The sequence below is a fragment of the Apilactobacillus intestinapis genome (assembly GCF_049166695.1).
Taxonomy (GTDB): domain Bacteria; phylum Bacillota; class Bacilli; order Lactobacillales; family Lactobacillaceae; genus Apilactobacillus; species Apilactobacillus kunkeei_C.
The window spans coordinates 23,644-38,336 of the sequence record NZ_JBMHFD010000004.1; the positions used below are offsets into that span (position 1 = coordinate 23,644).

A 14,693-nucleotide genomic window follows, 5' to 3' on the forward strand; every position below is an offset into this window, starting at 1 on the left:
AGAATGGAAAACAAGGAAAACATCCTAGAAGTTAGAAATTTATCAATTAATTTCAAAACTTACGCGGGTACTGTTCAAGCCATTCGTGACATTAGTTTTGATTTAAAGAAGGGTGAAACCCTAGCAATCGTTGGGGAATCAGGTTCTGGTAAATCAGTAACTACTCGAAGCATTATGGGTTTGAACGCAACCAACGCTGATGTTGTCGACGGAAGCATCGAATTCGATGGCCAAGACATTTTAAAACTAGATGAAAAAGAATTAAGTAAAATACGTGGTAGCAAGATTGCTGAAATCTTCCAAGATCCAATGACTTCATTGGACCCAACTATGAAGATTGGTCGCCAAGTTGCTGAACCACTAATGATTCACCAAGGCTTATCCAAAGAAAAAGCAATGGCAAAAGCCTTGGAAATGTTAAAACTTGTAGGTATTACTAATGCCGAAGAACGAATTAACGACTATCCATACCAATTCTCTGGTGGGATGAGACAAAGAATCGTGATTGCGATTGCGTTAGTAAACTATCCAGAAATCTTAATTGCTGATGAACCAACCACTGCGTTGGACGTTACCATCCAAGCTAAGATTCTGGAATTAATGAAGGAACTACAAACCAAGATTAACACTTCAATCATCTTCATTACCCATGATTTAGGGGTAGTTGCAGGTATGGCTGATCGTGTTGCAGTTATGTATGCGGGTAAAATCGTTGAATACGGAACTGTTGATGAAATCTTCTACAATCCAAAGCACCCATACACTTGGGGTCTATTAGGATCAATGCCTACTTTGGATACCAACGAAGATGTATTACCATCAATCCCAGGTACTCCTCCTGACCTATTGGAACCACCAGTAGGGGATGCATTTGCTGCTAGAAATAAGTATGCATTAAAGATTGACACAATTGAACAACCACCATTCTTTAAGGTTTCTGACACTCACTACGCAGCGACATGGTTGTTAGATGATAGAGCTCCTAAGGTGACTCCACCAGCTGACATCGTAAAGCGTCAAGAACACTTTAAAAAGACTAAACAAGGATAGGTGGTGACAATATGTTAGATAAAGATGCACCAAAAATTTTAGAAGTAAAAAACTTAAAACAATACTTTAACGTTGGTCGTAAAGACGAAGTTAGAGCTGTTGATGATATTACCTTCAACGTCCATGAAGGGGAAACCTTCGGACTAGTTGGTGAATCTGGCTCCGGAAAGACAACCACAGGTCGTGCAATTAGTCATTTGTATGAACCAACAGGTGGCGAAATCATCTTTGAAGGCAAAGATGTTTCAAAGTTAAAGACTAAAAAAGATGAAAAAGAATTCAGAAGTGATATCCAAACCATCTTCCAAGATCCTTACGCATCATTAAACCCTCGTATGAAGGTTAAAGACATTATTGCCGAAGGTATCGACATTAACCACTTAGCTAAAGACAAGGCTGATCGTGATGCTCAAGTCGAAGAATTATTGGAAACTGTTGGTTTGAACAAAGAACATGCCAACAGATATCCTCATGAATTCTCTGGTGGACAACGTCAAAGAATTGGGATTGCCCGTGCCTTAGCTGTTAAACCCAAGTTCATCATCGCCGATGAACCTATCTCAGCATTGGACGTGTCAATCCAAGCCCAAGTAGTTAACCTACTTAAGGACTTACAAAAGAAACGTAAGCTAACATACCTATTTATTGCCCATGATTTATCAATGGTTAAATACATTAGTGACCGTATCGGTGTTATGCACTATGGTCGTATGTTAGAAATCGCTGATGCCGATGAACTATACGCTCATCCGTTACACGATTACACCAGAAGTTTACTTTCAGCTGTTCCGGTACCGGACCCTGAATTTGAAAGACAACGTGAGATCGTAGATTACGATGCAAGTGTTGAAAGTGATGGAAAGCAACGTAAGTTAGTTGAAATTGCTCCTAACCATTATGTTCGTGCTGCCGATGACGAAATTCAAATGTACAAGGATCGCTTAAACAGCTAAAAAAATAACCGTTACTTTATTAAGTAACGGTTATTTTTACGTTGATTAGACGTTTTCACTTAAGTTGTTGTAGTATTCAACGCTGATTTCACTGGCGTCAGCATTTGATACTAATTTTGAAACACTGCCGTTTTCGATAGGTTCGGAAACGTCGATGGTGTCATCCTTGAATTGGTCAACAGCCCATCTGATGATGGTACCGTGAGCCGCAATCATTATGTTGTCACCGTCGTTAGCGTTTTGAATGACTTTCTTTAAGCCAGGGATGAAACGATTCAATAAGTCTTGATTGTTTTCAGCATCACCGTAAGGATCATGGGCAGCGATTAAATCGGCTGTGCCACCCATACCTAGTTTGCTAATCATCTTGGCGTAATTGTCCATGCCGTCTGGTCCACCAATTTGGTGCCATGCAGCTTCACTATCGTTTCCTTCAAAGTAACCAAAGTTTTCTTCACGGAAAGCTTTATCTGCAATAGGTTCTTTAATATCTGAGGGATTTTGTTGCAATACATATTTTCCAGTATCAAAAGCACGTGGCATATCACTGGAATATGCATGATTGAATGTAATTGAGCTTAATCTTTTTCCGGCATCAATGGCATCAGCAATACCCTTTTCAGTAAGAGGGGCGTTGGCGATTCCTTGAATACGGTTGTATTTATTTAAATAAGTTTGTCCATGACGAACAAGATAAATGTTAATCATCAGAAAAAACCTCCTGACATATTTGTATGTCTACATTTTATCATATATGGCAGGCGTAGAGAAAAGATTAGGTTAAGCCTCGATTTGCTTTTCTTTCTATCATATATGTGCTAAAATTAATAACCAAATTTTAAGATAGGAGCGTAGCTCAAATGTCTGAATCAATTAAAGAACAAGAACAAAAACACTTAAATGATGTTTTAGCCAAGGTCGAAGTTGCCAAAGCTGAAGCCGTTAAGAAAATTAATCGTGCCGAAAAAGATGAACACGATATTAATAAAAACTTCTATAATGATGTGCGTTTGAAGACCAGTACTTATTCTGGAATGATGGAAACATCAGTCTCCATTCGTCAACAACAACAAATGCTAGAAGAACGTGAAAATAGTTGGAAACATGCAACTAAGGAATACGACAAACTTGCTAAGATGCAAGAACGTCCTTACTTTGCTCGTCTAGACTTCGAAGAAGAAGGCGAACACAAGGCAGAAACTATTTATATCGGTTTAGGTTCTTTTGCCGATAGCCCAGATCACTACTTGATTTATGACTGGCGTGCTCCAATTTCGAGTATCTACTACGATAGTAAAATTGGTAAATTGACCTACCACACACCAATGGGTGAACAAACCGTTAACGTGACTTTGAAGCGTCAATTCCAAATCAAGGATGGCAAGATTGAAACCATCTTTGATACCGACCAAGTAGTTGGGGATCAAATGCTATTGGATAACCTAAATGGTAAGTCCAATACCAAGATGAAGAGTATCGTTACTACCATCCAAAGAGAACAAAACAAGATTATCAGAGATACCAAGTCAGACTTGTTATTCGTACAAGGTGCTGCCGGTTCTGGTAAGACCGCTGCGGTATTGCAACGTGTTGCCTTCCTATTGTACCAATACAGAGGGAAACTAAGCTCAGCGCAAGTTGTATTGTTCTCACCTAACCAATTGTTCAATGATTACATCAACCAAGTGTTGCCTGAATTGGGTGAACAAAACATGGTGCAAATGACTTACTACCAATACAGTAGTTTGCGTGTGCCTAAGTTCAAGGTTGAAACTCTTTCAGAACGTTTCGAAGAAGATAATTCAGAAGACAAGAAACTAAGAAACATCAACAACCTAAAGAACAGTCTAGAATTCTTCAAGGCTGAAACTGCCTACACTAACCACTTGAACAGTGAAGACATGAAGTTCAAGAACTTGAAGTTCCAAGACGATATCTTTATCTCAAAGGAACAAATTGCAGAAATCTACTACAGCTTCAATGAAAACTACAACCTAAGAAACCGTCTAGACGCAACCAAGGAACGCTTGATTAAGATTTTGAACCGTCGTGTTAAAGTCGAAATGAAGAAGCCTTGGGTAGAACAAGCGGTCCAAGACTTGAGTAGAGAACAAATTCAAGCCGTGCAAAACGCCCATCCAGACGAATTCGAAAACGCAGATAAGGAATTCGACTTCCTAGCAAGACACATCGTTATCGGTGCCTTTAAGCGTATTAGAAAACAAATCGTCCACGGTCGTTTCCTAGGGGTTAACAACCAACTAGTGCACTTCTTAAGAAACGTGCCAAACCTAATCGACTTATCCAAGTACGACCTAACCAAGGAAGACTGGACCAAGTCAGTTGATGCTTCAATCAACCAAATGAAGAACGGTCACATCTCAATGTCAGATGTTTCAGTATACCTATACCTATTTGACCGTATCTCAGGTAAACGTCCTAAGACTGATATCAAGTACCTATTCATTGATGAAGTCCAAGACTACACCGCATTCCAAATGGCATTTATGAAGTTCACATTCCCACGTGCTCGTTTCACACTACTAGGGGACTTGAACCAAGCTATCTTCACTCATGAAAATAGTCATACATTGCTATCAGAACTATCGACCATGTTTGATCCTGAAAAGACTAACGTTGTGCAACTTACTAAGTCATACCGTTCAACTGAACAAATCACTGACTTCACTAAGCACATTCTAGAAGGCGGTAGCCAAATCGAATCATTCGCGCGTGTTGGTGACAAACCGGTCATGCAAGTGGTTGAAAATAGGGATGCTGCTCTCGATAAATTAGTCGCTAGAATCGATAATGATAAGGAAAAACACGATACAACAGCCATTATTGTCAAAACTTTGGCTGATGCGAAGTTATTATCCGAACAATTAGACGACAGAAACGTAAAAAATACGCTTATACAGACCGAGAACCAACGTTTGACTACTGGAACCCTAGTAATACCTGCTTACCTTGCTAAAGGGCTAGAATTTGACTCTGTGGTCATGTTTGACGCAGATGACAAACATTTTGGTGACGAAGCAGACCGTCAATTGGTTTACACAATCTGTACTCGTGCCATGCATGAACTAACAATTATCGCTGAAGGAAAACCAACTCACTTGTTTGATGTCGTACCTAGCGATTTATATGATTTACAATAATTGCAATTAGTAACAAATAAAAGCGCCTATCCATAGGGATTAGGCGCTTTTTTGTCGTTTCTAAGATGTTCGGTGGTATTATGGACGTACTACTTTTATTTGAACGGAGGCGTAAAATTGTCAGATCCAATCAATTACTACGCATTTAAGAAAGACGAGTGGAAGGACTTATACAAGTTACGCTCGATTCCCGTTACTACCGACGGGCTAAAACAAATCAAGGCCTTTAACGATGAAATTTCAATTCAAGACGTGCGCGACGTCTACATTCCCATTGTTCATTTGTTGGACCTATGTACCCAAAACTTCAACCAATGGCAAAAGACTAAGACCGCCTTTTTGGATAAACAAGACAGAAAGGTGCCATTTATCATCGGGATTTCCGGAAGTGTGGCCGTTGGTAAGTCTACTACCGCCAGATTATTGGAAGTATTGCTATCAAGATACTTCGAAGACAAGAAAATCCAATTAATCACTACCGATGGATTCTTGTATAATTCCGCTGAATTAAAACGTCGTGGTATCATGGACAGAAAAGGATTTCCAGAAAGTTATGACATGAAGTCATTGATTAACTTCTTAAACGAAGTGAAGTCTGGTAAGCACAACGTCAAAGCACCGGTCTACTCACATGACGTTTACGATATCATTCCAGATAAGTTTGATATTATCGACCAACCGGATGTCTTGATTATCGAAGGGATTAACACGTTACAATTACCAAGTAACCAACAAATCTACGTTTCCGACTTTACCGACTTCTCAATCTACATCGATGCCGATGATGACTTGATTGAACAATGGTACATTGAACGTTTCGAAGAGCTAATGGATACCGCATTCCAAAATCCATCTAACTACTACTATGAAATGGCTCATACGGATCGTAAGAAGGCCATCGAGACTGCCAAGGATGTTTGGCAACAAATTAATTTACCTAATTTGCTGGAAAATATTAAGCCTACCAAGACTAGGGCGGACTTAATTATTCACAAAACAGACAATCATCGTATCGATAAAATTTTGTTTAGAAAGTATTAGATTTAATTTGACGCCATTCATTTTTCTATGTATGATAAATACAATTTAATGATTGGAGAGTGAATGGTTTGGCTGAAATGGATTTATCATCGTTTGATAAAATCTTGGTGCTTGACTTCGGAAGTCAATACAACCAATTAATCACCCGTCGTATTCGTGATTTTGGTGTATATTCTGAACTAAAGCCCCATGATATGACCATCGACGAAATCAAGGCTTTTAACCCTAAAGGGATTATCTTCTCTGGGGGTCCTAACAGTGTGTACGCAGAAGATGCTTTAACTGTTGATCCTAAAATTTTCGAAATGAATATTCCAATTCTAGGTATCTGTTATGGTATGCAACTAATGGCATATAACCTAGGTGGAGGACAAGTTGATGGAGAAGACCATGGACAATATGGTCACGCTGACATCGACATTACCTCTGATAATGCGGAACTATTCAAAGATTTGCCTAAGGAAGAACCAGTTTGGATGAGTCATGGAGACCTTGTACGTAAGGTTCCAGATGGCTTTGAAAATGTGGCAACTGCTGATGGTTGCCCAATTACTGCAATGCAAGATACCGCTAGAAAGTTCTATGGAATTCAATTCCATGCGGAAGTTAGAAATACCAAATACGGTACTGACATCCTAAAGAACTTCGTGTTTAACGTTTGTGGCGCAGAAGCTAACTGGTCAATGAATGACTTTATTGACTTACAAATCAAGCAAATCAGAGAAGAAGTTGGCGACAAAAAGGTTATTTTAGGTCTATCCGGTGGGGTAGATTCAAGTGTAACCGGTGTGTTATTGAACAAGGCCATTGGTGATCAACTAACTTGTATCTTTGTTGACCACGGTCTACTTCGTAAGAACGAAGTGAAGGAAGTAATGGATAGTCTAGAAGGTAAGTTTGGTCTAAACATCATCCAAGTTGATGCAAGCAAACGTTTCTTAGAAAAGTTATCCGGTGTTACTGATCCTGAACAAAAGAGAAAGATTATCGGTAATGAATTTATCGAAGTCTTCAATGAAGAAGCCTTGAAGCTTAAGGACGTTGATTTCTTAGCTCAAGGTACTCTATACACTGACGTTATTGAAAGTGGTACTAACACTGCTGAAACTATCAAGTCTCACCATAACGTTGGTGGTCTACCAGAAGACCTACAATTCAAACTAATCGAACCAGTTCGTTCATTATTCAAGGACGAAACTAGACGCTTGGGTGAAGAAATGGGGATGCCAGACTACTTAGTATGGCGTCAACCATTCCCAGGTCCTGGTCTAGGTATTCGTGTTATCGGTGAAGTTACTGAAGACAAGCTAGAAATTGTTAGAAACAGTGACTACATCCTACGTCGCGAAATTGCCGCTGCTGGATTAGATAAGGATATTTGGCAATACTTCACCATTCTACCTGGTTTTAGAAGTGTTGGTGTGATGGGTGACGGTCGTACTTACGACTACACCATCGCTATCCGTGCCGTTAATTCCATTGATGGAATGACTGCTGATTTCGCTAAGATTCCTTGGGATGTCTTATCAGAAATATCAACTAAGATCACAAACGAAGTAGAAGGGGTAAACCGTGTAGTATACGATATTACTAGTAAGCCACCTTCGACAATTGAATGGGAATAATAAGTTCCTAAATAAAAAGAGCTCAACAATTGCTGTTGAGCTCTTTTTGTATTTACTTTCTTGTTTGTCCGTCACCGTTAATGACGTATTTGTATGAAGTTAGTGCTTCTAGTCCCATTGGGCCTCTGGCGTGGAGTTTTTGAGTCGATATACCGATTTCGGCACCAAAACCAAATTCAAAACCATCGGTGAAACGAGATGAGGCGTTGACGTAAACACAGGCGGCATCAACTTGTTGTTGGAATTGTACTCCTGCAGCATAGTCGTTAGAAACGATTACTTCGGAGTGGTGGGTTCCATGTTCGTTGATGTGATCAATGGCTGCTTGTTTGGAATCAACTACCTTAATGGAGATGATTAGGGCATTGTATTCTGTGTCCCAGTCCTCTGTGGTAGCCGGGATGACGTCGTTTACGATTGAACGAGTAGCTTCGTCACCGCGGACCTCAACACCACGTTCTCGTAAATCACTGATGATGTCTGGTAGGTAGTTATTTGCGACATCTTTATGGATTAATACCTTTTCGGTGGCATTACATACGGAAGGGCGTTGCACCTTACCATTGATGATGATGTTTCGTGCCATTTGTTTGTCGGCATCCTTATCAACGTAGATGTGGCAGTTGCCAGCACCGGTTTCAATCACTGGAACAGTGGCGTTGTTTAAAACGGTTTGGATTAAGCGGGCACTTCCGCGGGGGATTAAAACATCAACGTAATCGTTTAGTTCCATGAATTCTTGAGCCAGTTCATGGGATGGATCATTGATGACTTGAATCATGTTTGCGTCTAAGCCGTTTTGTTTTAAGACATCACGTAAGATATCGGCCAAGATGACGTTAGAGTTGATTGATTCTTTCCCACCACGTAGTATGACGGCGTTACCGGATTTAAAACAAAGTCCGGCGGCATCGATTGTTACGTTGGGTCTGGCTTCATAGATAATACCGGCAACACCAAGTGGAACGCGTTGTTTGACGATTCTAAGACCGTCTTCGGTTTCCCATCCGCCATCAATTTTAGCGGTAGGATCAGCTAGTCCGACCAATTTTAGTAATCCGTTGGCCATGTCTGAAATACGTTTTTTGTCTAGTTTTAAACGGTCAATGAACTTGGATTCGATTTGAGGATTTTGTAAATCCTTTTGGTTGGCAGCGATAATCTCATCGGTCTTATCGACAATTGCCTTGGCGAATTGTTTTAAGATATCGTTCTTAGTAGTGGTAGATAGGCCAGCTGATTGAAAACTGGCTTTTTTAGCGCTTTTGCCTAATTGAATTAATTCTTGTTTATTCATTTGTACGACCCTCCATAGCTTCGGCACCAAAGTAGGTACCAACGGGGCGACCAGAAATGAAGTCGTTGATGATTGATGGATCATCACTATTTAGGATTGCCATCTTACGGTGGTTATCCAAGATGGTTTTGGCGGCGTTTAGTTTGGTTTGCATGCCACCGGTTCCATATTGTGAACCGTGGTCACCGGCAACTTGCATCAAGTCATCGCTAATTTCTGGTACCCATGATAGTAGTTTTGCGTTCGGATTGTCCTTCGGGTTGGCATCGAACAATCCGTCGATGTCTGATAGGATGATAAGTAGGTCCGCATCGACAAAGTTAGTCACAATGGCGGCTAGTTGATCGTTTTCACCAAAGCTGGTTTGATGATTGAATTCGTCGACTGAGACGGCATCGTTTTCGTTGATGATGGGGATGACCTTATCATCTAAAAGGGTGTTAATGGTTTTAAGTACATTTTCACTGCTCTTAGGATAGTCAACCACGTCGCGTGTTAATAGTAGTTGCGCCACGGTTTGGCCTGATTCTTTAAAACTATCGGAGTATAAGTCCATTAGTTCACTTTGCCCAATCGCGGATAGGGCTTGTAGTTTACCGATGTCGGTAGGACGCGTCTTTAATCCGATGGTGTTCATACCGACACCAACGGCTCCGGAAGTGACCAAGATAACTTCGTGGCCGCTTTGATTTAATTGACTCAACACGGATGATAATGTGTGAATTGTTTTCATATTAATACTGTTGTCAGAATTGATGATGGAGCTAGTCCCGATTTTCACAACAATTCGTTTATATTTACTTGTCATATTCATGATCTCCTGTTCTTTAAAACTAGTTTACTTTAATTTGAAAAAAGTAACAATATGTAAATTAAAATTGCATTAGAGATAGATTAGATGTATTGTAATCGTTAATATAAATTAAGGGGGTTAATTATGGCAGGTAAGGGAAGATTAACTGGGCTTTTATTGGTAATTGTAGGTAGTATTTCATGGGGAGCATCTGGAACTGTCGCTGACTACATGTTCTTAACGCAACACGTACCAGTTCTTTGGGTCGTCGGTATTAGAATGTTTTTAGCAGGAATTCTACTATTATTGACATACAAGATTACCGTTGGTGGCTCCATTTTTACGATTTGGCATGATAAAAGTCAGGCAAGCTTATTAATTTGTTTTGCCATCTTTGGAATGTTGATGTCGCAATTCAGCTACTTATCAGCTGTCAGGTTTGGTAACGCAGCGACTGCAACTGTTTTACAATTTACTACCCCTGTATTTATTATCATCTATTATTCGATTTCTAGGCGTAAATTGCCTGTTAGATTGGACGTTATTTCAATTATTTTAGCCGTAGTTGGTACATATTTACTGGCGACAAAGGGAGACTTTGGATCATTAACCATCTCTAAGTTGGGATTATTCTTCGGTATCTGTGCTGGAATCGCGGGTGCAAACTGTACGCTGATTCCCATCAAACTCTTAAATAAGTATGATCCAAGATTAGTCTGTGGATGGGCAATGTTACTTGGTAGCTTACCTATTCAACCAATCGTCGTAATTGACACACCACACATAAACATCAATCCAACATTAATATTTGAATTGATTTTCATTACAATCGTAGGAACCATGATTGCATACTTATTCTATGTCGCTAGTCTAAATTATTTAGAACCTGCGGTAACCGGAACATTAAGTTCGTTTGAACCGCTAACTGCTGCGATTTTATCTGTATCTTTTTTACATCTAAAGCTAACCTTTGTTGAAGTAATAGGTGGGTTATTAATTCTGATGATGGCATTTGTTCAAGCGTTACCACAGAAAAATAAATTAGAATAGAAACTTTATAAAATGATAGAACCCTTATGAATAGTGATATCTTTCACAATGTTAGAGTAAAATGATAAAAATGTCATTAAAAATTTATTATTTTTCGCTTTATTATCGGACAATATGGTGTTACATTATATGTGAAAACAATATCAAGTTTGTATTTATGAAGGAGATTTTATCAATGAAAGCTGCAGTAGTAAGAGACAACTCAGATGGATATGTAGATGTTAAAGATGTTGAACTTCGCCCAATTGAAAATGGTGAAGCTCTAGTTCAAGTTGAATACTGTGGTTTGTGCCACACCGACTTACACGTTGCCAACGGAGACTTTGGTGACCAAGCTGGCCGTATTATCGGTCACGAAGGTGTAGGTAAAGTTATTCAAGTTGCCGATGATGTAGATAATCTAAAAATTGGTGATCGTGTATCAATCGCTTGGTTCTTCAAGGGATGCGGTCACTGTGAATACTGCCTAAGTGGTAGAGAAACATTATGTCGTGAAGTTAAGAATGCTGGTTTCACTGTTGACGGTGCTATGGCTGAACAAGTAATTGTTGATGCTAAGTACGCCGTTAAGGTTCCAGAAGGTTTGGACCCAATCGAAGCTACTTCATTAACTTGTGCCGGAGTTACTATGTACAAGGCACTAAAAGTTGGTCACACTAAGCCAGGTCAATGGGTTGAAATGGTAGGAGCCGGTGGTTTAGGTAACCTAGGTGTTCAATTCGCCAACAACGTATTCGGTGCTAACGTTATTGCCGTTGCTCGTGGTAACAACCTAGAAAAGGCCGAAGAATTAGGTGCTAAGAAGGGTATCGACTACCGTTCAGAAAACCTATCAGAAAAGGTTAAGGAAGAAACTAACGGTGGTGCCCACGTTTCAGTTATCACTGCTGTTAACCCAATCGCCTTTGATCAAGCTATCAATGCTTTACGTCCAGACGGTCACCTAGTTGCCGTTGCGCTACCAAAAGGTAATATGGACCTAAACATTGCCCAAACTGTATTGAACGGAATCCACGTTGAAGGTTCACTAGTTGGTACTAGAGAAGACCTACGTGAAACTTTCCAATTCGGTGCTGAAGGTAAGGTTAAGCCAATCGTTCACACTAGAAAGCTATCAGAAATCAACGATGTTATCGACGAAATGAAGAACGGTAAGATTGTTGGTAGAATGGTTATCGATTTTACTAAATAATTTTTAAATAATTAAAGCATTGTCTTTTGGACAATGCTTTTTTTGTACTAAAATAATGACATTAGGAGGTTTGGTTATGGCTAAATATATTTTTCATCCAAATGACATCAAAGAACTAAATGATCAATACGATGTAGCAATCGTTGGTTCTGGTGCCACAGGATTAATTAGTGCAATTCAAGCTGCAGAACTGGGTCTAAAACCAGTCGTATTAGAAAAGATGGATAAGTTAGGTGGTAACTCGACCAGAGCTTCTTCTGGAATGAATGCTGCCGAAACTTCCGTTCAATTACAACACCACGTGATAGATAGTTTCCAAGACTTCTATGACGACACGTATATCGGTGGTGGCAAACAAAATAACGTTGATTTATTGAAATACTTTACCGAACACGCTGCGTTAACCGTTGATTGGTTAGCCCAACATGATATCAAACTAGATGACTTAACAATTACCGGTGCGATGAATACCAAGCGTACTCACCGCCCAAGTTCACAAGCACCAATTGGAGCTTATCTAGTCACTAGTTTTCTACAAATCATCGAAAAGATGGGTATCGAAGTCTACAACAATGTCGATGTTACCAAGATTGATAAGAATGGTGCCGACATCTCGGGTGTCGAAGTCAAGGATGCCGATGGTAATGAACACTCAATCACTGCCGGTGCGGTCATTTTAGCTACTGGTGGTTTTGGTGCCAACAAGCAACTAATTGGTCAATACCGTGATGACTTGACTCACTACCGTACCACAAACCAAGAAGGAGCAACCGGGGATGGTTTGAAACTAGCCACCGACGTTGGGGCTGCATTGGTCGATATGGACAAGATTCAAGTCCATCCAACCGTTCAACAAGATAACGATCACGCATTCTTGATTGGTGAAGCCATTCGTGGTGAGGGTGCCATCTTGGTAAACACCAAGGGTGAACGTTTCGTTAACGAATTGGACACGAGACAAAAGGTGACCGACGCAATCAACCAACAAGACACCAAGCATGCTTATTTAATCTTAGATGAAGAAGTCGTTAATCACGCCCAAGCAGTGAAGTTCTATGACTCCATGGGAATGGTTATTCACGGTGATACAATCGAAGAACTAGCAGAAAAGATTGGTGCCGACGAAAAGACGTTGGCAGATACGATTGCTAAGTGGAACCAATCCGTTGAAAATGGCAAGGATGACCTAGGCCGTACCACTGGAATGAGCCGTCAATTAACTCATCCAGATTATATGGCCATTCACATTGCGCCAGCCGTTCATTACACCATGGGTGGAATTAAGATTAACCACTTCACCCAAGTACTAGACGACAACGATGACGTGATCAATGGTTTGTTTGCGGCGGGAGAAACTTCTGGTGGTTTGCACGGTAACAACCGTATCGGTGGTAACTCAATCGCTGAAACCGTCGTCTTTGGTCGCCAAGCTGGTCAACAAGTTTTCAAGTATTTAAACAAATAAGATAGATAAAAATAAATAAAGGAGGTTTACATATGCACAGTGGAGAGATTGCAGAATGGGTCGCAGCGATTGCCGAAGCATCTTCAGTCGTGGTCGCATTATTTCTTCCTTACTACAACCAACATGTTGAAAATAAGCGTAAGTTACGCAATGTTAAGATGTTGATTCATCGTATGGGTAAACGTGCGATGAACGGTGATGAGGATGCGATGGAACATCTACAAACCATCCTAATGACAGCTTATCTAAAGAATATGAATTCTAAGACAGAAGACGTCATTAATGATGGTCAACAAATATTAGATATCATGAATATTAGTGAGGGAAAGCCAAACGCAGAACAAAAGGGTCAAATCAAAAAGCTACTACGCGAAATTGATGAAATCTAAAAAAGAAGCCGTATTTACGGCTTCTTTTTTATTTGTTGTAATATTGAACGTTTCTTTCGTTTAGTGGTTGGCAATCACGATTGTTTTTACCAAATTGAGCGATGAACCAATCGACTTGCTTTGGACTCACCGTTAGTTTGGAATTATCGATGACTAACCATTCAATCCCTTCGGTTAAAGGTGGGGTGGTTAGTGATCCTTGGTAGTGAAAACCAGTAGATAGACTGGAAATCCAGTTGGTTAGTTTTAATGACACATTGTGGCGATTGCCTTCTTCAAAGTTATTGATGATATCTTGTAACTCAGAATTGGCATTGCCTAAGGTAGGAAATAATGCCACCACAACGGTCTGGCCGATTTCATTTTCATGAACTAAATGGATTTCCATCGGATTAACCTTACCGTCGACGATATGTTCTGCTGGAGCATGGAAGTGCACCTGTTTGAACTTAAAGTCACGATTAAATATGGTTGCATAGCCCATTCCTGTCAAACGAATGGTAGTGTGGTCATCAATTTCTGTATTTAATTGGTAGAACTCATTGGCATGAATTGGCAGATAATCAGCAAAATGTTGACTATCATGAGTTGATAGCATAATTGGTGATTGGAGGTGACCAAAGTTATTCTCCCAATTATTTTGTTCATTATAATCTAACATATGATATGTATCCTCT

General features: G+C 40.0%; 13 protein-coding genes. 9 read left to right on the forward strand and 4 right to left on the reverse strand.

Going from position 1 to position 14,693, the window contains the following annotated elements:
* Positions 1-3: 3 nt before the first annotated feature.
* Positions 4-1,050 carry an ABC transporter ATP-binding protein gene (locus tag ACOMA7_RS03850; RefSeq protein ID WP_034535081.1) on the forward strand — a complete coding sequence of 349 codons (1,047 nt, stop codon included), beginning with the start codon at positions 4-6 and terminating at the stop codon, positions 1,048-1,050.
* 11 nt (positions 1,051-1,061) lie between these two features.
* Positions 1,062-2,003, forward strand: a complete 942-nt coding sequence (locus tag ACOMA7_RS03855) for an ABC transporter ATP-binding protein (protein ID WP_034531457.1) — start codon at positions 1,062-1,064, stop codon at positions 2,001-2,003.
* 45 nt (positions 2,004-2,048) lie between these two features.
* On the opposite strand, the gene ACOMA7_RS03860 is transcribed toward ACOMA7_RS03855, so the two are convergent.
* Positions 2,049-2,711, reverse strand: a complete 663-nt coding sequence (locus ACOMA7_RS03860) for a histidine phosphatase family protein (RefSeq protein ID WP_421392116.1) — start codon at positions 2,709-2,711, stop codon at positions 2,049-2,051.
* A 152-nt stretch (positions 2,712-2,863) separates the two neighbouring features.
* Here ACOMA7_RS03860 and helD point away from each other — a divergent pair, with 152 nt between their 5' ends.
* From helD to guaA, 3 genes are all read left to right on the forward strand, one after another.
* A complete protein-coding gene (gene helD / locus ACOMA7_RS03865) occupies positions 2,864-5,164 on the forward strand; it encodes an RNA polymerase recycling motor HelD (RefSeq protein ID WP_053796807.1) in 2,301 nt (766 codons plus the stop codon).
* Positions 5,165-5,281: 117 nt separating this feature from the next.
* Positions 5,282-6,205 carry a type I pantothenate kinase gene (gene coaA, locus ACOMA7_RS03870; protein WP_034531460.1) on the forward strand — a complete coding sequence of 308 codons (924 nt, stop codon included), beginning with the start codon at positions 5,282-5,284 and terminating at the stop codon, positions 6,203-6,205.
* A 77-nt stretch (positions 6,206-6,282) separates the two neighbouring features.
* Positions 6,283-7,830, forward strand: coding sequence for a glutamine-hydrolyzing GMP synthase (gene guaA, locus ACOMA7_RS03875; protein WP_198177945.1), 1,548 nt, complete (start codon positions 6,283-6,285; stop codon positions 7,828-7,830).
* 52 nt (positions 7,831-7,882) lie between these two features.
* On the opposite strand, the gene ACOMA7_RS03880 is transcribed toward guaA, so the two are convergent.
* Together ACOMA7_RS03880 and proB are read right to left on the reverse strand one after the other, a co-directional pair.
* Positions 7,883-9,127, reverse strand: a complete 1,245-nt coding sequence (locus ACOMA7_RS03880; RefSeq protein ID WP_225426793.1) for a glutamate-5-semialdehyde dehydrogenase — start codon at positions 9,125-9,127, stop codon at positions 7,883-7,885.
* Positions 9,120-9,935 (reverse strand): glutamate 5-kinase, encoded by an 816-nt coding sequence (gene proB, locus ACOMA7_RS03885; RefSeq protein ID WP_225426794.1) that lies wholly within the window; start codon positions 9,933-9,935, stop codon positions 9,120-9,122. Before proB ends, ACOMA7_RS03880 begins: the two co-directional genes overlap by 8 nt.
* 129 nt (positions 9,936-10,064) lie before the next feature.
* Here proB and ACOMA7_RS03890 point away from each other — a divergent pair, with 129 nt between their 5' ends.
* The 4 genes from ACOMA7_RS03890 (at position 10,065) to ACOMA7_RS03905 (ending at position 14,016) form a co-directional block, all read left to right on the forward strand.
* Positions 10,065-10,970 carry an EamA family transporter gene (locus tag ACOMA7_RS03890; protein WP_198177924.1) on the forward strand — a complete coding sequence of 302 codons (906 nt, stop codon included), beginning with the start codon at positions 10,065-10,067 and terminating at the stop codon, positions 10,968-10,970.
* A gap of 175 nt (positions 10,971-11,145) precedes the next feature.
* Positions 11,146-12,162 carry an alcohol dehydrogenase AdhP gene (gene adhP / locus ACOMA7_RS03895; RefSeq protein ID WP_034535094.1) on the forward strand — a complete coding sequence of 339 codons (1,017 nt, stop codon included), beginning with the start codon at positions 11,146-11,148 and terminating at the stop codon, positions 12,160-12,162.
* A gap of 76 nt (positions 12,163-12,238) precedes the next feature.
* Positions 12,239-13,627, forward strand: a complete 1,389-nt coding sequence (locus tag ACOMA7_RS03900) for a flavocytochrome c (RefSeq protein WP_140999635.1) — start codon at positions 12,239-12,241, stop codon at positions 13,625-13,627.
* A 32-nt stretch (positions 13,628-13,659) separates the two neighbouring features.
* Positions 13,660-14,016 carry a hypothetical protein gene (locus ACOMA7_RS03905; protein ID WP_034531468.1) on the forward strand — a complete coding sequence of 119 codons (357 nt, stop codon included), beginning with the start codon at positions 13,660-13,662 and terminating at the stop codon, positions 14,014-14,016.
* A 28-nt stretch (positions 14,017-14,044) separates the two neighbouring features.
* On the opposite strand, the gene ACOMA7_RS03910 is transcribed toward ACOMA7_RS03905, so the two are convergent.
* Positions 14,045-14,677, reverse strand: coding sequence for a carbonic anhydrase family protein (locus ACOMA7_RS03910; protein WP_034531469.1), 633 nt, complete (start codon positions 14,675-14,677; stop codon positions 14,045-14,047).
* Between the last annotated feature and the right edge of the window lie 16 nt (positions 14,678-14,693).

Coding starts and splice junctions, on each gene's coding strand:
- ACOMA7_RS03880 (WP_225426793.1), bottom strand. CDS start 9,127: ATGAATAAACAAGAATTAATTCAATTAGGCAAAAGCGCTAAAAAAGCC.
- ACOMA7_RS03850 (WP_034535081.1), top strand. CDS start 4: ATGGAAAACAAGGAAAACATCCTAGAAGTTAGAAATTTATCAATTAAT.
- ACOMA7_RS03890 (WP_198177924.1), top strand. CDS start 10,065: ATGGCAGGTAAGGGAAGATTAACTGGGCTTTTATTGGTAATTGTAGGT.
- ACOMA7_RS03855 (WP_034531457.1), top strand. CDS start 1,062: ATGTTAGATAAAGATGCACCAAAAATTTTAGAAGTAAAAAACTTAAAA.
- ACOMA7_RS03860 (WP_421392116.1), bottom strand. CDS start 2,711: ATGATTAACATTTATCTTGTTCGTCATGGACAAACTTATTTAAATAAA.
- proB (WP_225426794.1), bottom strand. CDS start 9,935: ATGACAAGTAAATATAAACGAATTGTTGTGAAAATCGGGACTAGCTCC.
- helD (WP_053796807.1), top strand. CDS start 2,864: ATGTCTGAATCAATTAAAGAACAAGAACAAAAACACTTAAATGATGTT.
- ACOMA7_RS03900 (WP_140999635.1), top strand. CDS start 12,239: ATGGCTAAATATATTTTTCATCCAAATGACATCAAAGAACTAAATGAT.
- ACOMA7_RS03905 (WP_034531468.1), top strand. CDS start 13,660: ATGCACAGTGGAGAGATTGCAGAATGGGTCGCAGCGATTGCCGAAGCA.
- guaA (WP_198177945.1), top strand. CDS start 6,283: ATGGATTTATCATCGTTTGATAAAATCTTGGTGCTTGACTTCGGAAGT.
- adhP (WP_034535094.1), top strand. CDS start 11,146: ATGAAAGCTGCAGTAGTAAGAGACAACTCAGATGGATATGTAGATGTT.
- ACOMA7_RS03910 (WP_034531469.1), bottom strand. CDS start 14,677: ATGTTAGATTATAATGAACAAAATAATTGGGAGAATAACTTTGGTCAC.